21 protein-coding genes are annotated in these 21,035 nt (G+C 37.7%); 11 read left to right on the top strand and 10 right to left on the bottom strand.

The genetic code is table 11. The annotated features are described in order from the left end of the window. Window positions 1-2: 2 nt before the first annotated feature. A complete protein-coding gene (locus ACYQ0O_RS00295; RefSeq protein ID WP_459889548.1) occupies window positions 3-437 on the top strand; it encodes an ATP-binding protein in 435 nt (144 codons plus the stop codon). On the opposite strand, the gene ACYQ0O_RS00290 is transcribed toward ACYQ0O_RS00295, so the two are convergent. Genes ACYQ0O_RS00290 through ACYQ0O_RS00275 form a run of 4 tightly spaced genes read right to left on the bottom strand, consistent with a single transcriptional unit; the run spans window position 434 to window position 5,153 of the window. Continuing rightward, a complete protein-coding gene (locus ACYQ0O_RS00290; RefSeq protein ID WP_075067892.1) occupies window positions 434-1,321 on the bottom strand; it encodes a patatin-like phospholipase family protein in 888 nt (295 codons plus the stop codon). The two genes, ACYQ0O_RS00295 and ACYQ0O_RS00290, sit on opposite strands and share 4 nt — an antisense overlap. 1 nt (window position 1,322) lies before the next feature. Further along, the gene (locus ACYQ0O_RS00285) at window positions 1,323-3,203 is read right to left on the bottom strand and encodes a transglutaminase TgpA family protein (protein WP_459889546.1); all 1,881 of its coding nucleotides are present in this window, start codon (window positions 3,201-3,203) and stop codon (window positions 1,323-1,325) included. Between the two features lie 45 nt (window positions 3,204-3,248). Further along, entirely contained in the window at window positions 3,249-4,208 is a 960-nt protein-coding gene (locus ACYQ0O_RS00280) for a DUF58 domain-containing protein (RefSeq protein WP_459889544.1), read from the bottom strand. 9 nt (window positions 4,209-4,217) lie between these two features. Then, window positions 4,218-5,153, bottom strand: a complete 936-nt coding sequence (locus tag ACYQ0O_RS00275) for an AAA family ATPase (RefSeq protein WP_459889542.1) — start codon at window positions 5,151-5,153, stop codon at window positions 4,218-4,220. 16 nt (window positions 5,154-5,169) lie between these two features. On the opposite strand from ACYQ0O_RS00275, the gene ACYQ0O_RS00270 reads away from it, so the two are divergent. Together ACYQ0O_RS00270 and ACYQ0O_RS00265 are read left to right on the top strand one after the other, a co-directional pair. Then, a complete protein-coding gene (locus ACYQ0O_RS00270; protein ID WP_459889541.1) occupies window positions 5,170-6,063 on the top strand; it encodes a sulfite exporter TauE/SafE family protein in 894 nt (297 codons plus the stop codon). A gap of 72 nt (window positions 6,064-6,135) precedes the next feature. Then, a complete protein-coding gene (locus ACYQ0O_RS00265) occupies window positions 6,136-6,849 on the top strand; it encodes an OmpA/MotB family protein (RefSeq protein ID WP_459889539.1) in 714 nt (237 codons plus the stop codon). Between the two features lie 5 nt (window positions 6,850-6,854). On the opposite strand, the gene ACYQ0O_RS00260 is transcribed toward ACYQ0O_RS00265, so the two are convergent. Genes ACYQ0O_RS00260 through ACYQ0O_RS00250 form a run of 3 tightly spaced genes read right to left on the bottom strand, consistent with a single transcriptional unit; the run spans window position 6,855 to window position 9,114 of the window. Further along, window positions 6,855-7,607 carry a motility protein A gene (locus ACYQ0O_RS00260; RefSeq protein WP_459889537.1) on the bottom strand — a complete coding sequence of 251 codons (753 nt, stop codon included), beginning with the start codon at window positions 7,605-7,607 and terminating at the stop codon, window positions 6,855-6,857. A 12-nt stretch (window positions 7,608-7,619) separates the two neighbouring features. Next, entirely contained in the window at window positions 7,620-8,735 is a 1,116-nt protein-coding gene (locus tag ACYQ0O_RS00255) for a flagellar assembly protein A (protein ID WP_459889535.1), read from the bottom strand. Beyond that, window positions 8,710-9,114, bottom strand: coding sequence for a VanZ family protein (locus ACYQ0O_RS00250; RefSeq protein ID WP_459889533.1), 405 nt, complete (start codon window positions 9,112-9,114; stop codon window positions 8,710-8,712). Before ACYQ0O_RS00250 ends, ACYQ0O_RS00255 begins: the two co-directional genes overlap by 26 nt. 229 nt (window positions 9,115-9,343) lie before the next feature. Between ACYQ0O_RS00250 and ACYQ0O_RS00245 the strand changes: the two genes are divergently transcribed. Further along, window positions 9,344-10,108, top strand: coding sequence for an alpha/beta hydrolase (locus ACYQ0O_RS00245; protein WP_459889531.1), 765 nt, complete (start codon window positions 9,344-9,346; stop codon window positions 10,106-10,108). Then, window positions 10,105-10,992 (top strand): rhomboid family intramembrane serine protease, encoded by an 888-nt coding sequence (locus tag ACYQ0O_RS00240; RefSeq protein ID WP_459889529.1) that lies wholly within the window; start codon window positions 10,105-10,107, stop codon window positions 10,990-10,992. Before ACYQ0O_RS00245 ends, ACYQ0O_RS00240 begins: the two co-directional genes overlap by 4 nt. Here the strand turns inward: ACYQ0O_RS00240 and ACYQ0O_RS00235 are convergent. Next, window positions 10,977-11,726: a tRNA lysidine(34) synthetase gene (locus ACYQ0O_RS00235; RefSeq protein WP_459889527.1), complete on the bottom strand. Its 750-nt coding sequence runs from the start codon at window positions 11,724-11,726 to the stop codon at window positions 10,977-10,979. The two genes, ACYQ0O_RS00240 and ACYQ0O_RS00235, sit on opposite strands and share 16 nt — an antisense overlap. Before the next feature lie 160 nt (window positions 11,727-11,886). On the opposite strand from ACYQ0O_RS00235, the gene rpoZ reads away from it, so the two are divergent. Genes rpoZ through ACYQ0O_RS00205 form a run of 6 tightly spaced genes read left to right on the top strand, consistent with a single transcriptional unit; the run spans window position 11,887 to window position 17,771 of the window. Then, window positions 11,887-12,102, top strand: coding sequence for a DNA-directed RNA polymerase subunit omega (rpoZ, locus tag ACYQ0O_RS00230; protein WP_075067907.1), 216 nt, complete (start codon window positions 11,887-11,889; stop codon window positions 12,100-12,102). Between the two features lie 2 nt (window positions 12,103-12,104). After that, window positions 12,105-13,220 carry a molecular chaperone DnaJ gene (dnaJ, locus tag ACYQ0O_RS00225; protein WP_459889525.1) on the top strand — a complete coding sequence of 372 codons (1,116 nt, stop codon included), beginning with the start codon at window positions 12,105-12,107 and terminating at the stop codon, window positions 13,218-13,220. Next, the gene (moaC, locus tag ACYQ0O_RS00220; RefSeq protein WP_459889523.1) at window positions 13,221-13,709 is read left to right on the top strand and encodes a cyclic pyranopterin monophosphate synthase MoaC; all 489 of its coding nucleotides are present in this window, start codon (window positions 13,221-13,223) and stop codon (window positions 13,707-13,709) included. Window positions 13,710-13,738: 29 nt separating this feature from the next. Then, on the top strand, window positions 13,739-15,556 hold the full coding sequence (gene lepA, locus ACYQ0O_RS00215; protein ID WP_459889521.1) for a translation elongation factor 4: 1,818 nt from the start codon (window positions 13,739-13,741) through the stop codon (window positions 15,554-15,556). A 24-nt stretch (window positions 15,557-15,580) separates the two neighbouring features. Continuing rightward, entirely contained in the window at window positions 15,581-16,228 is a 648-nt protein-coding gene (lepB, locus tag ACYQ0O_RS00210) for a signal peptidase I (protein WP_459889519.1), read from the top strand. A 10-nt stretch (window positions 16,229-16,238) separates the two neighbouring features. Beyond that, window positions 16,239-17,771, top strand: a complete 1,533-nt coding sequence (locus ACYQ0O_RS00205; RefSeq protein WP_459889517.1) for a YifB family Mg chelatase-like AAA ATPase — start codon at window positions 16,239-16,241, stop codon at window positions 17,769-17,771. A gap of 57 nt (window positions 17,772-17,828) precedes the next feature. On the opposite strand, the gene ACYQ0O_RS00200 is transcribed toward ACYQ0O_RS00205, so the two are convergent. Both ACYQ0O_RS00200 and ACYQ0O_RS00195 read right to left on the bottom strand, forming a co-directional pair. Then, window positions 17,829-19,199, bottom strand: coding sequence for a sigma-54-dependent transcriptional regulator (locus tag ACYQ0O_RS00200; RefSeq protein ID WP_459889515.1), 1,371 nt, complete (start codon window positions 19,197-19,199; stop codon window positions 17,829-17,831). 7 nt (window positions 19,200-19,206) lie between these two features. Then, window positions 19,207-20,979, bottom strand: a complete 1,773-nt coding sequence (locus tag ACYQ0O_RS00195) for an ATP-binding protein (protein ID WP_459889513.1) — start codon at window positions 20,977-20,979, stop codon at window positions 19,207-19,209. Window positions 20,980-21,035 lie beyond the last annotated feature (56 nt).

The following is a 21,035-nucleotide window of genomic DNA, read 5'->3' as shown; positions in this document are numbered from 1 at the left end:
ACATGGACATATCAAACAAAGAGCCAGATATTTTTTTAGAAGTTCCAGCACAGCTTTACTATCTTCCTGCAATTGGGCATTTTGCCAAAGCAATTTTCACAAAACACCCTTATCTTGACAAATGTTCAGAAGAAATACTCTATTCCCTGGAATTACTCATATACGAATCTGCCTCTAATGTAATAAAACACGCTTACCCAAAAGAAAAACCTGGGAAATTAAAAATAAAAATATGGCTAGATCCAGAAAAAATTGTTCTCCATGTAATAGATTTTGGTAAAGGATTTGACCCCCACACACTACCTGAGCCAGACCACAACTTTCCTGCTGAAGGGGGTATGGGGGTCTTTTTAATAAAAAAGATAACAGACAAATTTTCTTACTTTTTTTCAAAGGACGAAAAGGGGAATGTACTGCATTTAGAAGTAGCAATTTAGAAGAAACGTTTAATAAACCTATTCTTTTTATGGAGTTTGGCTATTAACTCTTTGCCAGCCTTCCTTCCTATTTCAACCAATGATTCTATGTGGTGAAATTCATTCCACTCAATATCACCAATATCAGGGATAATCGATATATCACTACTTTTTACCATCTCACATGTTAAGTGATGCATATTTATCTCTTCTGCTCGAATCAAAAGTTCCACAGCGTTTTCAATTTCTTCAATGGGTTTTAGTTTAGGAGGAACTGCTACACTAACCACAGTTGTATCGTTGTTTAGCCGTGCATATTTTACAGGAACAGGACACGCAATGGCACCATCACTTAATATGTGGTTACCTATTTTCACAGGAGGGAAAAAGCCAGGGACAGAAGCACTTGCCATAACAGACTTCCTTAGATCCCCTACACATAAGGGGATGTCCCTTCCATATATGAGGTCGGTGGCAACCACTACCAAAGGAACCTTACACTGGTCAAATGTCTTAATCTTTATCAAAAACTCCATAATCTTTTTAAACTTTTTATTGTCTAATATGCTTAATTTTGTTTGAGCCATGGTAAGGGCTATGGTCCCTTTGACCCTGGAATAAATCTGGTCCCAAAAACTTGGTTGCCTGTTGCCCCGTCTCTCTAAATTTATAAATCCAATATCTTCATATAAATCACTGCTTATAAAATCCTTAAACCTACTCTCCACCTCATATGGATTTTCTTCCTCACAGTACATGGCCCCTATTATAGCTCCTATACTGGTGCCAGCAATTATATCCACCTTAATGTCATTTTCTTTGAGTACTTGTAATATTCCAATGTGAACAAGCCCCCTGGCTCCACCTTCTCCCAACGCAAGGCCCAACTTTTTACTAGAAAACATATTAAAAATCCTTAATTAAATTCATGTACTGGATTACATCCTCTTCCATATATTTATTTTCATATCTTATTTTTATGTACAATTCAATTACTAGCAACGCCTTATCCACCCATGTTTCATTTTTTGATCTCAAAAGACAAGTTATCTCAACTGGACCATATGTTGTGTCTACTTTTAATCCCTTTTTGTCCAATTTTTCGAGAAAGATTAAAAAGTAATCATGTACACTATCTTTTTTTGGCCTGGAAAACACAAAAAATATACATGTGAGAACAATTAAAATAACAACTCCTATTAAACACCCCACAATATACCAGGACCTTGTAATATCAAATCCCAATTTTTTAAATAAAGAGATTTGTCTGTTATAAGAATAATCCACAATCCATATCCTATATTTGTAGTTTACAAAGTCCCATATGGAAATAATTTCTCTAAGAACTGATGGGACCCTGTAGTCTCTAATAATTCCTTTTTCAATTTCCTCTATTGATTTATCCATATTTTCCCTTGGAATAAAATCTATGGGGTCTATCCTTATCCATCCCACTAGGTCGTCCACATAGGCTTCTACCCAGGCATGGGCATAGGACTGTTTAACTATTAAATAATTTCCAATGGGATTTAATTCTCCACCCTTGTAGCCGCTCACCACCCTTGCAGGTATCTTTGCATATCTCAACATATAAGTTAGGGCTACTGCATAGTGTTCACAAAAGCCCCTTTTTGTTACAAAAAGAAAATAATCTATGGGATTATGTTTAGGCCATGTTGGCGGATCTAATGTGTAAAAAAAACCCCTTGAGAAAACCCTTGATAGGCTACTAATAAGCTCTCTCACACTTGAAGACCGTTTTCTCAAGGCTTTTACCAACTCTTGGGTCCTTGGATTTTCAAAAGGTTCTACATCTAAACATCTTTTTTTCTCCATTGGAGTAGATGCACCTAATACATATGTGCTAATATGGTTTAACTTGTATCCTATTGGAGATGTTATCTGTTTATTGGTTAAATAAAAAAGGCCTTCATACAATGAAATACCTGGCAATTTTGGCATCTCATTGGTCATTTCCAAGAATGGAACAAATCTTGAGCCTGGTTCAAGAAAAATTCTATAGTAGGACGGCTTTGTAATTACCTTTAAAGGGAACTTATTTATTCTAACTTCTACTATCTTGGCGCCACCATATTTCAATGCCTCATAAGCTCCACACCTAAAATATAATTGGTCTATATTGAAAGGGATGGTATCGAATTTGACCCTAAAGGCCACTTTGTCTGATAAGACTAACTGGGAAATGACACCTGGTTCTATCTCTTGGGACAAACCAGATATCCCAACATGTTTTTTTGAAAAGCCCAAAAAGGCGTGGGGAAGCCTTGGAAAAAGGAAAAATAAAAGCAAAACCAATGGCATGGAATACAAAAAGATTGACCCACCTTCAGCCAAAAAGACTCTCCAATTTGAGATATGTTCGTTTGTAATAAAATACAGTACCCCAAGAAATAGAAAAACATACCCCAGGATATAAATAAAAACCCATAAACTTTGATCATATAACGCAGTGGCCACTGGCAAAAAAGAACTCAAAAATAACAAGATATACAGATCCCTTTTTTTTTCTAATTCTAAAGTCTTGAGTGCTAACATAAGGGATAAAAAAGCAACAAATACATCCAGGGAGATAAAACTTGGGAAATACACAAAAAATAGAAAACCTACAACTAGACCAAGCAAAATCTTTTTAAAAAAATCAGGTGCCAATTTAGGATGAAATAAATGAACATACCCATAAAATACCATGACAAAAAACATAACACTTATGCGTAAGTCTAAAAAAAACAACAAAGAAAAATATCCATATACCAAAACTACAAACACTATCTTGTTGCTTTTAATAAAATTTATTTTATTCACTTTTTAAGCCTAAAAATGGGGATACCTGGCCAAAGCTTTCAAACATTTTTGCTTTTGTTTTTCTCCAAGGTCAGGTGCTATTACCAGTTTATCCAGCTTTAGCCCATATATTTGGCCTTTTTTTGACGCCTCTATTACATGAAAACACAGGATTCCAAGCGCCTTTTCCATTCCATATTGAATATAATCTCTTAGATCTAGCCAGATAATTGTGCTCCCCTCTCCTCCATGGAATATTTTTTTTATTAACTTGTTATTTTTTGCATAGATCTTCCAGTATATCTTTGAGCTAGGATCTGTAGGTTGGTATTTGTCCAGAGAAAGAAAATCTTCTACACCAGATCCAGAATCTCCTTCCAATAGAACTGAATCCCGATTTTTTAAAAAATTTACTCCTGGGTGGGGAATTGGTTTTGGGTACACCAGGGCTTGATCTGAGAATCTAAGCACTGTCCAACACCTGAATATACCCAATGGGTAATATGATATAATTGAAATTTTTGGGGCCCATCTAATCCCCCTTTTTTTTGATCTGACCATATACTTTACCACCTGACTAGAATTTGGCCATAAGATAAAATCCTGTGAAAAATCCTCTGTCCTGATTTTTAAATACCTTATTCTACTTCTACTTTCCTGCAGATACAGACAAAATTCATTAAATCCCCCCATAAAACAATCCCTTCCATTGCCAGGAGAAGAAACTTTTAGATGATATAGCTGAAAAAAAGTATAGATAATAGATACCATTGAAAAGGCTATTAGGAAAAGACAGAAAGTTAATACAATGTTATTTCTATAATTCAGTCCAATTAAAAACATTATACTCAAAAGGGAAAACCAGATTAATCCCATTTTTGACGGGAGGATATAGATATTTTTATGGGTCAAAATAACTGGTGAATTATAAGGGGGTGGACCATACAGAATATTTTTTACTATTTGTGGCTGTAGTTTAATCTTTTTCACCGACAACCCTCAAGGTATGGGGATTGTTTTAAGCAATTTTTCTATAATTTCTTGGGAATTAGTTTCATAGTCTTTGGGCTTTAATCTGTGATTACCCACCCAGTAGACCATTTCCTTTACATCTTCTGGGAGGACAAAATTTCTGCCGTGAATTAATGCCCATGCCTTAACAGAACGAAGCAACATAAAAGATGCCCTGGTGGATAGTCCTGACATAAACAGAGTAGAATTCCTGGTATATTCAACTACCTCTCCAATGTAATCAATTATTGCCTCTGAGGTCACCACTTCATCTACTTTTATCTGTAATTGAAACACCTGTTCCCTTGTTATCTTTGGTTTAATATAGTTCAACATAACATCTCTATCACCTTGTTTTAGTAGCAACTTTTCTGCTTCTTTGGACGGATATCCAAGCTTTATTTTAAACATGAACCTATCAATTTGAGAATCTGGCAATGGATATGTCCCCGCCTGTTCTTCAGAATTTTGAGTTGCAACAATAAAAAAGGGTCTTGGCAAAACATGGGTAGTTCCCTCTATGGTTACCTGTCCTTCTGCCATTGCCTCTAGTAATCCACTTTGTGTCTTGGGTGTTGCCCTGTTTATCTCATCTACCAACACTATATTGGAAAATATTGGACCAGGGTGAAAGAAAAACTCTCTTTTTTTAGGGTTAAATACATATGAGCCCAATATATCTCCAGGAAGAAGATCATTGGTGCATTGAATCCTTTTAAACTCTAAACCTAGTAGTTTTGATATTGCTTTGACCAGAGTGGTCTTACCTGTGCCAGGAACATCTTCAATAAGCAGATGTCCCCTTGCCAAAAAACAAGCAACCGCAAGTTTTATTTGCTTTTCCTTATCCAGGATAATGCTTTTTACACCCTCTATAATTGATTGGACAACTTGAAAATATTCCATTATATCTACCTTTACCATCCTATGAGGCAAAAATATGTTTCTTTTTGAACCTTTTCATTTTCCAGTGTCTCAAATAGACACCTATCTTTTTATTCCACCACTTATCATGTTTATTATATCTTCCATTGTCTCTCCAGCAGGAGTGTCTGGTGCCTTTATCCTTCTTCCCTTGCAAATGAGTGTTTTTGGATACACAACCCCTGGTGTTAGTGGAACCAACTTTATTTACAATATTACCTCAATTCCCCTTGGATCATACCAGTACTTTAAGGAAAAGCGCCTTTCTTGGACACTGCTATTGCTCTTTGTTCTTGGCACTGTACCAGGGATTTTTCTGGGATACTGGATACGAATAAAGTATCTACCAAACCCTATTTATTTTAAAATTTTTGTTGGTATGGTCCTCTTCTATCTGGGAACTAGATGCCTCATGGATTCCATTTCTTCAAAAAGAATAAAACCGAACAAAATAGAAGTAGTAGAAGAAAAAATTAAACTATTTTCTGCTACCATAGCAACATCGAATTCCAAAATCAATTACCACCCAATGGCAGTATTAGTGCCCTCCCTCATAACTGGGGTCATAGGAGGGGCATATGGTATTGGTGGGGGAGCAATTATGTCCCCATATTGTGTAGCGGTATTGAAACTACCTGTACAGGTTGTCGCTGGGGCTACTTTAATCTCTACCTGGATTTCTTCTATACTAGCCGCATTATTTTATTCCCTTGGACCATTTTCCAGTGACCCTGCTACAGTACCAGATTTCCTTCTGGGTCTCCTATTTGGGCTTGGAGGTATGGCAGGGATCTATGTTGGAACAAAACTCCAATCAAAATTACCTGCGTCAATTATAAAATTAATCCTGGGCATAGCAGTCTCTTTAATTGCCCTAAAATATATCTCTACCCCTTTTTTCATTAGGTAATATTCTTATTGCCTTGTTTTTTAAAACTGATTATATATAGACTTAAAAATTAAAAATAACTAAGAGAAAAATATGGCAAGAAGGGAACCACCACCAAAACAAGAAGAAGGGGCACCAGAATGGCTCATGACATTTTCTGATCTTATGTCTCTTCTTTTGACATTTTTTGTGCTCCTCCTATCTTTCGCTAACATGGACATACAAAAATTTAAGGATATGTTGGGATCCATAAAAGATGCATTTGGTGTACAAGTAAAAAGAAAAGAAGCCGAATACATTGCCTTTTCTCCATCTAAATATGAAAGCAAAGTAAAACTCACAAAACAGGACAAAGACGTACTTGGTATGGTTTTCACGGTAAAGTCAATGCTAACAGATGTCCAAAAGAACACACCCATGGATATTTCAGCAGAGGATAATGGTGTTTTAATCAGGATTCAAAGTGACGTTATATTTAAAAAAGGAACAGCCATCCTCCTTCCTTCCTCTAAAAAGGTCCTGGATTCCATAATAAAACTCCTTAAAAAAAATGACTGGATGGTGGCAATTAGAGGCCATACTGATGACAGGGAAGCAAAAAATACAAAATATTCTTCAGCCTGGGAGCTATCCACTGCCAGGGCTGCTGCAGTTCTTAGATATATTCTTGAAAAGGGCAAATTTAATCCCAGAAGGTTCAAAGCAGAAGGATATGCAGATACACTTCCCATTGTTCCCAATATCTCTGAAAAAAATAGAGCAAAAAACAGAAGGGTGGAATTTTATTTCTATCGTCCCACTGTGTAATCTTATTATTTTTTCTCCCTCAGGGCAGGAGCGAGAAATGCCAATAACTTTTCCTTTGTTATTGCTGGATGTTCCCCATTTGCAATGGAAACTATTCCCTCAATAATAATTTCCATATAAAGTGCTTCTTCTTTGGACCTTTCTTCTAATTTTTTTGAAATTGGAATAAAGACAACATTGGCCAAAACTGCCCCATAAAATGTGGTGAGCAGGGCAACGGCCATGGCAGGACCAATGGAAGAAGGATCATTTAGGGTCTGCAACATCTTGACAAGACCGATCAAAGTACCAATCATTCCAAAGGCTGGAGCCATTGATCCCATTGCCTTAAATATATCCTGCCCCGTAGAATGTCTTTGTTGCATAAATGCAAGCTCAATCTCCAAGACAGACCTTACTACCTCACTGTTGTTCCCATCAGCAACCAAAATACATCCCTTTTTCAAAAATTCATTGTCACTCCCAGCTTTTTCCAGAGCCACCAGCCCGTCTTTTCTTGCCACTTCAGCCAGCGAGGTAATCTGGGAAATTATCTGATTTGGGTCTATGGGTTTGGCAAAAAATGCCTTCATGGCAACTTTAATTGCCCCAAATACTGTACCCATGGGAAACATTATAAAAGTAACAGATATGGTTCCACCAATAACAATCAAAACTGATGGTATATCCACAAAGGCACCAAGGCCCCCACCCATTAAAATAGAGCCTATTATCAACCCAAAGCCAGCTAGAATACCAATTAAGGTCCCTATATCCATACTAGAACTCCACTACTCATAGCCCTTAAGTTTTTCAAATCTTGATACTATCACCTCACCATCTTTGAAATAAAAATGAGTCCCTTTAATAAACTCATCTACTTTATAATATGCAGGACCAATGGAGATCTCCACACCAGGATGAATTGTACCGCGAACAATCACTCTGCATTTTTTAAAATCTTTGGTCTTAATTGAGCGTGCAATACGATTTAAGTGGTTGGATAGAACCTTGATCTTTTTAGTGATTTCTTGAATCTCCAGAACTATTTCAGGATCGCTTTTTGATTCTCTCTTTACCTGTAAAAAATCAAGCCTTTTGTGTAGATTTTCCAGTCTCATCTCGATATCTGAAAATTTATACATATCAACGGGATCATATCCTAAAACTAGAACTGTAGGCACATTAAAGCCTCCACCTAACTCACCTTCTATTAAGATCTTTTCTCCACAATAAATATTGCCCCCAATTAACCTCTCTCCCACCTTTATATTCTTGCCTGTGTATAAGTTTGAATGGAGACAGTGTTTATCAATTAATATTGACCTTTTTGCTAGTAAAGTCCCATTTTCACAGTATCTACAGTGAATATTATTTTCTGCCTTTAAAACCGCCTTGGACTCTCCCTTTACTCCCCCTTCAATTAATATGGAATTTAGGGCCCTTAATTTAGCGCCTTCTACAATGCCTTTTACTAAAATAGAATTTCCCTGAACTTCAAATCCGCTTTTGACATCACCATGCACCACCACATTATTAACAAAATATATATTTCCTGTGTGAAAATCTACATTTCCTCTGACATTTAAGAGATTTTTTACCGATATATTCCCCTTTTCATCGTAAAATACATAACCATTGACTAAGGATATAAGCTGATTTGGATTTTTGGGATTTACAGCACAATTGGAGCCAATAGGGAAGTTTCTCTCCTTGTAAATAAATCTCTCATCATATTTGTCCACTTCTTCAGGTGAAATTTCCAAGAACTCAGCAATAACTTGATTCCTAATAACATTTTGAACATAACCGAGATTATAAAAATCCATTTTACCATCTTCTTTCTCCTTTGGTTTTAAGCTTCTGTAGTTAAAATCAGGATCAAAAAAGTGATGAAGGTAATACATTAGATTTGCCTTTTTCAATCAAATAATTATGCACCTTCTCTCCCAATAAGATCCCAAGTAAAATACCTATCTCATTGGCTCCAATATCCATAATAGAAAATTCCCTAAAAGGGACATAAAACTGTATCCCTTCCAAAACAATCCCAAGGATTAAGGACATTAAGGCAAAAAAAACCGCCTTATCTATTTTAGTTATAAATAAAAAAGGGAAACATGCCAATACAAAATACATACCCATGTGGTAAAACTTATCACATTGGTTGAATTCTACAGGTGGTGTTACTGTAGGCCACAGGGAAAGCCAAATGTCCGCACATACAAGAATCATCCAAAAAACTATACCTACCATCCTCAATGAATTTATTCCTTTGACTGACATATATTAATTTGTTTATATTTTATAGAAAAATTATCCCTTTGTCATCACAAAAGGGACCATACAAAAATTTAAAGATATAAGCAAAAATTTTCCTATATCTAAAAAAGCTTTCAACCATTAAGGCAAAAAAATTATTTTGGCCAAGTTCTCATTGTTAGTTTTTTTCTCGAGGTAATTTACTTCCAATTTTTTAATGACTAGTGCTTTATACTAAATTGAGGTGTGACAAATGAATCAAAGAGAAAAATTTGGATTCCTGGTTCTTCATGGGTTTGGGGGTTCCCCCTTTGAAGTGGACCCCATTGTTAGGTCCCTTAAGGATATGGGATTTAAAAACATTATCTGTCCAATTTTACCTGGACATTGTGAAGATATATCTTCCTTTAAAAAAACGAGATTCAAAGAGTGGGCATTGGAGGCAGAAAAAAATTTCTTGGAGCTATTCCATAAAGGTTTTAGACCAATTGTGATTGGACTATCAATGGGAGGAAGTATTGGGATGTATCTTGCTCAAAGATACCCAGTAGCAGGCCTAGTTACAATAGCCTCACCAGTATATTTATACAAACTGTTCCCCTTTGAAGGTGCGTCCAAATTACTTCCATTAATTGGAATTTTACGTTTTATAAAACCTGTTGTAAAAACACCAAAATCTTCTGAAGAGTCAAAGGAAATAGCGCCCTTTGGTGGATATGAGGGATTCTACGCATTAAATCCTCTATACAGTTTTATAAAGGCCCTTAAAAACATTAGATATAACCTGCCACTTATTAGCTGTCCAATTTTGGTGTTACACTCGCCCCAGGATATTTCTGTTCCTGTTTCAAATGCCTGGGAAATCATCACCAAGGTTAGATCTGAAATAAGAAAATTAGAACTACTCCCCATAATGGAACAAATAACTACAAGACACCTTTTGACCACACATAAAGAAACCAAAGACAAAGTAAAAAGGGCTGTTTTAAATTTTATTGATGAATTAATTCACCTATGAGATATGTCCCCATAAAACTACCCTATAACAATATCAATGAAGACAAAATTTATGAATGGTCTCTGGTTTTAACTGCAATTGGCATTGACCATAAGATAAATAAATCAACCCAAGGCCTTATTTTGGAAGTAGATTATTTACAGAAAAAAAAGGCCATATGTGAAATTTTAGAATATGAAAAAGAGGAGGAAAAAGAAGAAAAGGAACTGAGAAAAAAAGATCTACCCACAAAAAAAACACGCCATTCCATGGAGAGTAGTATATGGATTTTATTTTTAATTTTTATATTTCACATAATTTCAAAAAACTCTTCTCTTTCCCTTGAGCAGATTGGGGCTGCAGATAGTTGGGCAATTTACAAAGGTGAGTGGTGGAGACTTATAACCTGCCTTACTTTGCATAAAAATGTGGCACATGTATTATCAAATATATTTTGGGAAGGGGTTTTTATATATTTTCTTTTAAGGGAAATTGAGCCATCAATTGCCTGGGCACTTATACTTTTAGGAGGTATTTTAGGAAACCTCATTAACTATTTCTACCATCCATTAAATCACATAAGTATTGGTTTTTCCACCTGTGTGTTTGCAACATGTGGAATTTCTGTGGGAATCAGAAGTGTTCAGAATCCAAGAGATATTGGTATTTATGTAATGACCGGCCTTGGGCTATTTGCAATGCTGGGCATAGGGGCACAAATAGTGGATGTGGGAAGTCACTTCTTTGGATTAATAATAGGTTTTATACTGGGAGTAGTCTTTGAACTTTTTGAGTTGGATAAGATCTCTTTCAAAAATTCCCTTATCTTTTTTGTATTATTTTTAGTAGTTGCCCTGTCATGGGCCATGGCCATTTTTTTTGGCAAAAATTACCTTGAGTTATAATTTGGCATTGGATTTTTCAATATATAATTGTAAAGAGCAGAAAAAGTATTCTTCCTAAACCTCTTGTCTGTAAAACATAGACGTTCAAACATATCTATGGTGCTGGATCTAGATGTATTACTAACAGACGGACATGGATTTTCTATAACTGGTATATTAAATTCCTTTGCCACTTTTATTATTTTGTTTTTTTCTATAAGGAGGAGAGGACGAATGAGATAGAACTCTCCTTTAAAAAAAATCTCCTTGGGATACATTGTCTCCACCCGTCCACTGTAAAATAAATTCATAAAAAAAGTACTCACAAGATCATCTCCATTATGGCCCAGGGCCAGATGGGTTAATTTAAATTTCTTCACCAGTTCAAAAAGTCTTTTTCTCCTCCTCCACGCACAAAAAAAACAAGGGGACTTTGATCTATTTTCTCCACTGTGGGCCTTTACCCCAAAATCTGTTACTGTAAAGTAGGCTGAAACTCCCAGTTCTTTTACCCATGAGATTAGGGGATCATGATTGTGTACATCAAACCCAGGATTTATGTGGAGGGCCATTATCTCAATATCAAATGGGAGCTTCTTTTTTATAATTGTGAGGATTTTTAAAAGAACTCCGCTGTCCACCCCACCGGATATAGCCACTCCAATCCTTGCTCCAGGAGACAACATCTCAGCAGTGGCCATTAATTTTGATGTTTTTGCAATGCATGACTTTTGTAGATAGGAAAGCTTCCCCACTTGAAAAATCCTCCATTTGAAACTCTTGTATATTGACTACTATACAAACTATGTTTATAGCTAATAGACGACCTTCCAATCTATTCCCCCAAATTCATCTCTGTATCAATAAATTAGGGGAGAGTATATGCCTTAAAAATAAATTTCAAGGAGAGATTAAATGGCAAGAATTACGGTAGAAGATGCACTTAAAAAGGTCAACAACAGGTTTGTCATTGCCCACATGGCAATGAAGAGAGTGAGAATGTACAAACAGGGATATGAACCACTTGTAAAATGCAACAACAAAGAAATTGTAACTGCCTTAAGGGAGATTGCAGCTGGAAAGGTAAGGCTCAAAAAGCCCATAAAAGAGGCTGGCATAGAGGTTGAGTAACCATGAAAAGAGATTATTACGAAGTACTTGGGGTATCCAGACAGGCTACCACAGAAGAGATAAAAAAAGCCTATAGAAAACTGGCATTTCAGTACCATCCAGACAGAAACCCAGACAATCCCGAGGCTGAACAAAAATTTAAAGAAATAGGCGAGGCATATCAGGTCCTAAGTGACCCAGAGAAGAGGGCGGCCTATGACAGATTCGGACATGAGGGTCTACATAATTTTGGATACAATAATTTCAGGTCCAGCGAAGATATCTTTGAGGAATTCTTTTCCTCATTTAATGACATGTTTGACGATTTATTTGGATTTGGAGGACGCAGAAGGGGAGGAAAACAAAGGGCAAGAAGGGGTTCTGATTTAAGATACGATCTCACCATTTCCTTTGAACAGGCTGCCCTGGGCGCCCAGGTGGAAATTGAGATACCCAAAGAAGAGGATTGCCCAGAATGTTCAGGATCTGGCATTGAACCAGGGTATTCTGCAGAATCATGTTCATATTGTGGGGGAACAGGACAGGTATTTCAACGCCATGGGTTCTTCAGGATTTCATCTACATGCCCACAATGTGGAGGCATGGGACGCATCAACAGACATCCCTGTAAAAAATGCCGTGGCGAAGGTAGAATAATTAACTACAAAAAAATAACTGTAAACATTCCCCCTGGTGTGGACAATGGAACTAGATTAAGACTCAGGGGCGAAGGAGAAGGGGGGAATTTTGGAGGCCCTGCAGGGGATCTCTATGTGGTAATTTCTGTTGAACCCCACGACACATTTAAAAGACAGGGCCAGGACTTAATAGTACCAATAGAGATTTCCTTTGTACAGGCAGCGTTAGGGGCAAAGATTGAAATTCCCACTTTAGAAGAGCCAGTGACTGTGGAGATACCAAAGGGAACTCAACCAGGAGAGGTACTCAGGCTAAAAGGCCTGGGCATCCCCTATATTGGAGAAAAAAAACGTGGAGACCTACTAGTAGAGGTAAATATAAAAACCCCAACACACCTCACCAAAAAGCAGGTGGAGCTCTTAAAGGAATTTGAAAAACTTGAGAAAAAAAAGCCAACCAACAGGGTAAAAGACTTCTTCAAAAGGGCCATGGGAGGATAAATGACCGACAAATTGACCCATATACTTGAAGATGGCTCCATATCAATGGTGGATGTGTCTGAAAAACAAGACACAGCCAGGATAGCTGTATATGAAATATTTGTGAATCTTTCAAAGACCACCTACAATCTCTTAAAAAAAAATGGGCTTCCAAAGGGAGATGCATTAAATACTGCAAAGGTCGCAGGTATCCTGGCTGCCAAAAACACCTCCCATTTAATTCCCTTAACTCATCCCCTACCCTTGACTTACCTTGATGTTAAATTTTACCTAAATGACCAGGATTTTTCCATAAGGATAGAAGCAGAAGCAAGGACAACTGCCAAAACTGGTGTGGAAATCGAGGCAATGGTAGCTGCGCATATTGCTGCCATTACCATCCATGACATGTGTAAGGCAGTACAAAAGGATATTTTAATATCAAATGGAAAACTCATATACAAAAGTGGCGGAAAAAGCGGAGAATATAAACACTCCCCAAAAAAATAAACACTCTCTCTATTTATCAGGAAATTGATATGAAGAAGGAAAAAGACTCTACCCCTCTAAATCAAATTAGAAATTTCAGTATAATTGCACACATAGACCATGGGAAATCCACTCTAGCAGACAGGATCCTGGAAATAACAAAACTGGTATCCAAAAGGGAGCTAAGGGAGCAATTTTTAGACCGCCTGGATCTAGAGAGGGAGAGGGGTATTACCATCAAATCCCAGACCGTGAGGATACCCCATACTCACATAGATGGTCAAAGATATGTATTAAATCTCATTGATACCCCTGGACATGTTGACTTTAACTACGAGGTATCAAGGAGTCTTGCTGCGTGTGAATGTGCAGTTTTACTGGTTGATGCAACCCAGGGAGTAGAGGCCCAGACACTGGCCAATGTATATCTGGCATTGGAACACGACCTGGAGATAATACCTGTATTAAATAAAATAGACCTGCCCAGCGCAGAGCCTGATAGGGTTATTCAGGAGATTGAAGAGGCAATTGGCTTAGATTGCACAGACATTATCATGGTCAGCGCCAAAACCGGAGAAAATGTAGACAAGTTAATTGATGCAATAATCAAAAGATGCCCGCCACCTCAGGGAGATTTTAAGGCACCCCTAAAGGCACTTATTTTTGATTCCTGGTATGATCCCTATCTTGGGGTAGGTGTACTTTTCCGCATATTTGATGGGTATTTAGAAACAGGTCAGGAAATTGAAATGTTCTCCACCAAGAAAAAATATGAAATTGTCCAGCTTGGAGTCTATTCACCAAATCCAAAGGAAGTAAAATTCCTGGGGCCTGGAGAAGTTGGATTTTTGTTTGCAAATATAAAGGAGATAAGAGATGCCCGGGTTGGAGATACCATTACCTGGGCAAATAAACCCACTAAGATCCCCTGTCCTGGTTTTAAAAAGGCTCAACCAATGGTATTTTGTGGCCTTTATCCAACTGAACCTGCGAAGTTTGAATTACTAAAAAAATCCCTAGAAAAGCTACAACTCAATGATTCAGCATTTGTATTTGAGCCTGAGACCTCCACAGCCCTTGGTTTTGGCTTTAGATGCGGCTTTTTGGGTCTGCTTCACATGGACATAATACAGGAGAGGCTTGAGAGAGAATTTAAAGCAGAGTTAATAGCCACTGCTCCATCTGTTGTGTACGAGGTTCAGACAACAGATGGAAAGATCTTTAAGATCGATAATCCCAGCAAAATGCCTCCTCCAGGCAAACTAGCAGAAATAAAAGAACCATTTGTTAAAATGGACATCCATGTTCCCCATGAATATGTGGGAAATGTGCTCACCCTTTGCGAAGAAAAAAGGGGAATACAAAAGGATATTAGATATCTCTCTACCTCTAGGGTAATAATCACCTATGAACTTCCATTTGTTGAAATTGTATACGATTTTTTTGACAAATTAAAATCATACACCAGGGGTTATGCGTCCCTTGATTACGAATTTATAGGATTTTATCCAGGAGATATGGTGAAGCTGGACATACTCATAAATGGAGAAGTTGTTGATGCCCTGTCCACAATTGTGCACAGGGAAAATGCGCATAGGGTAGGCAGAGAACTTGCCCTAAGACTAAAAAGGATCATCCCAAGGCAACTTTTTGAAGTTGTCATCCAGGCAAGTATTGGTACCCGGATTGTTGCAAGGGAAAGGATTCCTCCTTTTAGAAAAAATGTTACAGCCAAATGTTATGGTGGGGATATTACAAGAAAGAGGAAACTTTTAGAAAAGCAAAAACAAGGCAAAAAGAGGATGAAAAAAATGGGTAATATTGAAATTCCTCAAGAGGCCTTTTTAGCAGTACTTAAAAAGGATTAATAAATTAAGAAGAGGTCTATTAACATGGCAAAATCATTTGGTGAAATCGTAAAAGAGTATGTAGAGGCGTTAGTTATTGCATTTATTCTAGCCTTCTTTATAAGGGCTTTTATAATCCAGGCATTTAAAATACCATCAGGTTCAATGATACCCACTTTACAAATTGGAGATCACCTGCTTGTTAATAAATTTATCTACGGGGTGAAGCTACCTTTTATAGATAAAGAAATTATCCCGGTATCTAAACCAAAACATGGAGACGTAATTGTATTTAAATTTCCACTGGATGAATCCAAAGACTTCATAAAGAGAGTAATTGGAGTTCCTGGGGATGTAATAGAAATAAGAGACAAGGTTGTGTATAGAAATGGTAAAAAACTAAATGAACCATATGCAATACATACGTCTTATTCTATAATAAGAGAAAGGTTTCCAATGGACATGTGGCCCCCAAAGAGATTCGACCCCAGACTCAGGGATAATTTTGGTCCAATAAAGGTACCTCCCCACAAATACTTTGTAATGGGAGACAATAGGGACGAGTCCTATGATTCCCGGTTCTGGGGATTTGTCAATGAAAACAAAATCCTGGGTAAGGCCTGGATCATATATTGGTCGTGGGAAGGAATAACTAACATTAGATGGAACAGGATGTTTAAGCTCATCCATTAGTATTTTAAATATGCTTGCTAAAATCAAAAGTGCACTTTTAATCGGCATTGAAGCCCATTTAGTCACCCTGGAAATTGACATAACAAGGTCGGGAATTCCATGTTTTCGAATGGTGGGACTAGCAGAAGGTGCAGTCAAAGAGAGCAAAGACAGAGTATTTACTGCACTAAAAAACTGTGGTTTTAAGATTCCGCCATCCAGGATCACAGTAAATCTTGCACCTGCTGATATGAAAAAAGAGGGAAGTGCATATGACCTTCCCCTTGCTCTGGGAATTTTAGGTGCCCTTGGCCATCTTGACTCAAAAACTCTGTTAAATTGTTTATTTATAGGTGAACTTTCATTAAATGGAGAGTTAAAGCCTGTGCCAGGGGCCCTTTCCATTTCAATGATGGCCAAGGACAATGGCATAAAAAAAATTTTTTTGCCAAAGCAAAATGCAAGAGAAGCTGGAGTTGTAAAGGGCATAGAACTTATCCCAGCAGGTTCCCTCCTGGAAACAGTAGAGATCCTATTGGGGAAAAAACAGGGAGAGCCAATAAAAATAAACATAGATGAGCTATGGTCACACAGGGAACAATTTTTAATAGACTTTGAAGAGGTAAAAGGACAAAACCACGCCAAAAGGGCCATTGAGATAGCTGCTGCAGGCTCACACAATATACTCTTTATTGGTCCACCTGGCAGTGGAAAGACAATGTTGGCCCAGAGGATTCCAACAATCCTTCCACCACTGGAATTTGATGAAGCACTGGAAGTAACTAGGATATACAGTGTGGCGGGTCTATTAGATAATAATGAATTGATTGTAAAACGCCCCTTTAGATCCCCGCACCACACAATATCTGATGCAGGGCTAATTGGAGGAGGAAGATACCCAAAACCAGGGGAAACATCCCTGGCCCATAAAGGGGTCCTTTTTTTAGATGAACTCCCTGAATTTAAAAAACACGTCCTGGAAGTCCTGCGCCAGCCCCTGGAAGATGGGAAGGTTACCATATCAAGGGCCACTATGTCCCTCACATATCCAGCAGACTTTATGTTGGTTGCTGCCATGAATCCATGTCCTTGTGGCTATTTTGGAGACAAAAAACACACCTGCATATGCACTCCCACCCAGATTCAGAGATATAAATCCAGAATATCAGGACCACTTTTGGATAGAATCGACCTACACGTTGAAGTGGGACCTGTACCCTATGAAGACCTAAAACAAACTTCCAGCGGCCTATCTTCCAGGGTAATGAGGGAAAGAATACTCATGGCAAGAGAGATCCAGCAAAAAAGATACAAGGACCTTCCTTTTTCAACAAATAGCAAACTTTATGGCAAATGGCTAAACGAATTTTGTGATTTAGGGGAAAAAGAGCATGGATTCCTCCAAAATGCAGTTGAAAAATTGGGACTTTCTGCAAGGGCATATACCAGGGTGCTCCGCATAGCAAGGACCATAGCAGATCTTGATAAAAAAGAAAAAATAGAAGTAAACCATCTGGCAGAAGCAATTGGATACAGGTCTCTAGATAGAAATTTTATTATATAGAAATCATTAACCTGTATTGTTTTATACAAAACCTAAAAATATTTCTATCCAGCTTTTTTATTCTATCCCATATTCCTTTAATTTTTTATGAAGGGTCTTGCGGTTTATTTTTAGCCTCCTGGCAGCTTCGCTTTTATTACCGCCACAGGCGTTAAGGGTTGCTATAATAGCCTCTTTTTCAATCTCCTTTAAAGGTCTATTTGGAATAATGGAAGGGGTGATTGATATTGCATCTGTGTCTTTTATATAATTTTCTGTTAGCTGTGAGGGTAGTTCCTTTTCTGTTATATAATCTCCCATAAGTAAAATAACTGCCCTTTCTACTATGTTTTCAAGTTCTCTTACATTTCCTGGAAAAGGGTATTTCAGGAACATATCCATTGCAATTGGTGAAAAACCTTTAATATTTTTTTTGTATTTTGCTGCGTATTTCTCGAGAAAATGCTGGGCCAGAAGGGGAATATCCTCTCTGCGTTCTCTGAGGGGTGGTATTTTTAATGTTACAACATTCAATCTATAAAATAGATCTTCCCTGAACCTGCCTTTTTTCACCTCTTCTTCTAAATCTCTATTAGTGGCTGCTATTATCCTGACATCTACTTTAATTGTTACATCACTTCCAACCCGTTGAATTTCTCTCTCCTGGATTACCCTAAGGAGCTTTGCCTGCATTGCCAAGGAGGTCTCGCCTATTTCATCTAAAAAAATAGTGCCTTTGTCAGCCTGTTTAAATTTACCTTCTCTCCTTTTATCAGCACCTGTAAAGGCCCCTTTTTCATGTCCAAAAAGCTCTGATTCCAGTAAGGTCTCAGCTAAGGCTGCACAATTTACAATCACCAGTGGACCTGCCTTTCTGGGACTTCCATGGTGAATAGCCCTTGCTATTAATTCCTTTCCTGTGCCACTCTCACCAGTAATTAAGACTGTAGCCTCAGTGGGGGCAACCATGGACACCATGTTGAGTAGATCCTGCATTGGCTTGCTCTTGCCAATAATATTAAAATTGTACTCACCTTTTTTTAAAGATTTTAACTTAAAATTCTCGTTTTTTAGTTCTAGATATTCCAATGCCTTGGCTATTGTAATTTTAAGGAGCTCAAAATCCAGAGGTTTTGTTAAATAATCATATGCCCCTGCCTTTAATGCCTCAACAGCTGATTCCACAGAGGAATATGCAGTCATAATTATTATGGGAATGGCGGGATTGTATTTTTTTATTTCCTTTAGGGCATCTATTCCACTCATCTTTGACATACGAACATCCATAAGTATTAAGGAAAAAGGCCTCTGTCTCACCATCTCAACTGCTTCTTGCCCATCTTTTGCTGTCTCCACCTCATATCCCCAGCTCTTTATAATGGTCTTAAGGGTCTTTAAATGATTTAAATCGTCGTCAACAACCAATATATTTGAATACCTTTGATCCATAACCACCTCACGCTCTTTTAAATGGCAATAATATGGAAAACACACACCCTTTATCTGGAATGCTCCTCACCCTGACATCTCCTCCATGGGCCTCTATAATTTTATACACAATGGCCAGTCCCAACCCTGTGCCCTGTGGCTTTGTGGTAAAGTAGGGATCAAATATCTTCTCAATATGCTCTGGAGAGATTCCTTTTCCATTGTCTTTGATTTCAATTCTGACCATTTGGCCACTTATAGAAGAATAGATCTCAAAACTACCCCCGTTATCCATGGCCTGTATGCTATTTAAAAAAAGATTTAAAAAACACTGTGTTAAACGATCAGGATCAATATTTAAAACAATTGGATCAGCTCCTTTTTTAAAAGAAATGTCTATTTTCTTGTGTTTTGCATCGTGTTCTATAAGTTTTAATGAATGGCTTATCACTTCATTGATGTTTGTGTCCTTTAGATTCAATTTAGGTGGCCTGGCAAACTCAAGTAGCTCATTTATTACCCAGTTTAGTCTTTCAACTTCTTCAACCATCACCTGGGCCATCTCCCTCTCACTACTTTGTTTACTAAATTTACCAATAAAATAAGTAGCAATACCTTTTATTGAGCTTAAGGGATTTCTGATCTCATGGGCCACACCAGCAGCAAGACTTCCAATGGCTGCAAGCTTTTCCTTGCGCCTGATCTCTTCCTGAAGTTTACGCACTTCTCTTAAATCTCTAATAAGCAGAACATATCCTATAAATTCCCCCTGTTCATTGATTATCCTGGTTGCTGTAACACTTACAGGCACCACTTTTTTTTCTGTAAATTCACATTCTAACTCCTTCTCAAATATAACCTTTCCCTTATCCAGCACATCTATAATCTCTTTTATTTGATGGGGCATAACTTCAGATATTTTCTTTCCCAAAAGTTTATCCAGGTCAATTCCCGTGATACGCTTTGCAATGGTATTATAGAAGGCAATCTGATCATTATTGTCAGTGGCAATAAGACCCAGAGGGAGACTTAGCATAAGCTGCTCTTTTATGGCAGTTGTATCCTGCAGTGACTTTTTGGTCCTATAATAGCCCTGCATCCAGAACAGAGATACAACACCTGCTATTCCAAGTATAACCAGTACAAAGGATATAATAATACTATTTTTTATATCCTGCATTCTGGCCTCTTCAAAGGGTTTGGGGTCAAAACCAACCAGGATAATCCTCTTTTTTCTACTCCATTGATAACACCAGTTAGTTGTATTTAAGGATCTGCCCTGCCAGAGCCTCATCCCCATCATACATTGGGACCTGGATAGATTACGCCTTAAGGATAACGGTCTAACGATTTGATATACCTCAAAAACATGCCTGCCTTCTCTCGTGATATATCTCCAGTGCACATTCTTCAGCTCTTTTCTTGATATCGTGGGCAGGAGATTTTTTTCTATGGATCCAATAAGTTCCTTGTTACTACTTGCTAAAACCAATCCATCTGAATTCACCACATGGATGTAAACCACATTGGTGAGATGAGCTATCTCTTCTATCAGCAATTGGATGTCCCTGGATTTCCACATCATTCCCATCATTCCTGTGCGAGTACCTGCCTCAACAGCTTTTATTACTGCGGCCCCTTTCTCAGTCAATAATTCAGACATGTATCTCTTTTCCCTCTCCACATTCTCATACGCCATAACAAGGACAACTATTAATAATATCCCTGCACACCCGATAATAAGCCAGGGAGATAGACCAATGGGCGATTTTATGGTGCGTTTGATCTTCTTAAGTTCCATTGATGTTCCTTTAATATTTCTTATGCCTTTTAAAGGGCATATAAGCGGGTGGGTAT

It is taken from the genome of Desulfothermus okinawensis JCM 13304, from assembly GCF_054654515.1.
The sequence above is the reverse complement of the archived record's forward strand: the minus strand, read 5'-3'. Positions and strand labels throughout refer to the sequence as shown.

Bases quoted from the DNA above. Each gene is read 5' to 3' on its own strand.
- ACYQ0O_RS00195 (WP_459889513.1), bottom strand. From the start codon at position 20,979: ATGGAACTTAAGAAGATCAAACGCACCATAAAATCGCCCATTGGTCTA.
- ACYQ0O_RS00260 (WP_459889537.1), bottom strand. From the start codon at position 7,607: ATGGATATAGGGACCTTAATTGGTATTCTAGCTGGCTTTGGGTTGATA.
- ACYQ0O_RS00245 (WP_459889531.1), top strand. From the start codon at position 9,344: ATGAATCAAAGAGAAAAATTTGGATTCCTGGTTCTTCATGGGTTTGGG.
- ACYQ0O_RS00275 (WP_459889542.1), bottom strand. From the start codon at position 5,153: ATGGTAAAGGTAGATATAATGGAATATTTTCAAGTTGTCCAATCAATT.
- ACYQ0O_RS00205 (WP_459889517.1), top strand. From the start codon at position 16,239: ATGCTTGCTAAAATCAAAAGTGCACTTTTAATCGGCATTGAAGCCCAT.
- ACYQ0O_RS00250 (WP_459889533.1), bottom strand. From the start codon at position 9,114: ATGTCAGTCAAAGGAATAAATTCATTGAGGATGGTAGGTATAGTTTTT.
- dnaJ (WP_459889525.1), top strand. From the start codon at position 12,105: ATGAAAAGAGATTATTACGAAGTACTTGGGGTATCCAGACAGGCTACC.
- ACYQ0O_RS00270 (WP_459889541.1), top strand. From the start codon at position 5,170: ATGTTTCTTTTTGAACCTTTTCATTTTCCAGTGTCTCAAATAGACACC.
- lepB (WP_459889519.1), top strand. From the start codon at position 15,581: ATGGCAAAATCATTTGGTGAAATCGTAAAAGAGTATGTAGAGGCGTTA.
- ACYQ0O_RS00290 (WP_075067892.1), bottom strand. From the start codon at position 1,321: ATGTTTTCTAGTAAAAAGTTGGGCCTTGCGTTGGGAGAAGGTGGAGCC.
- rpoZ (WP_075067907.1), top strand. From the start codon at position 11,887: ATGGCAAGAATTACGGTAGAAGATGCACTTAAAAAGGTCAACAACAGG.
- ACYQ0O_RS00295 (WP_459889548.1), top strand. From the start codon at position 3: ATGGACATATCAAACAAAGAGCCAGATATTTTTTTAGAAGTTCCAGCA.
- lepA (WP_459889521.1), top strand. From the start codon at position 13,739: ATGAAGAAGGAAAAAGACTCTACCCCTCTAAATCAAATTAGAAATTTC.
- ACYQ0O_RS00240 (WP_459889529.1), top strand. From the start codon at position 10,105: ATGAGATATGTCCCCATAAAACTACCCTATAACAATATCAATGAAGAC.
- ACYQ0O_RS00200 (WP_459889515.1), bottom strand. From the start codon at position 19,199: ATGGATCAAAGGTATTCAAATATATTGGTTGTTGACGACGATTTAAAT.
- moaC (WP_459889523.1), top strand. From the start codon at position 13,221: ATGACCGACAAATTGACCCATATACTTGAAGATGGCTCCATATCAATG.
- ACYQ0O_RS00255 (WP_459889535.1), bottom strand. From the start codon at position 8,735: ATGTATTACCTTCATCACTTTTTTGATCCTGATTTTAACTACAGAAGC.
- ACYQ0O_RS00265 (WP_459889539.1), top strand. From the start codon at position 6,136: ATGGCAAGAAGGGAACCACCACCAAAACAAGAAGAAGGGGCACCAGAA.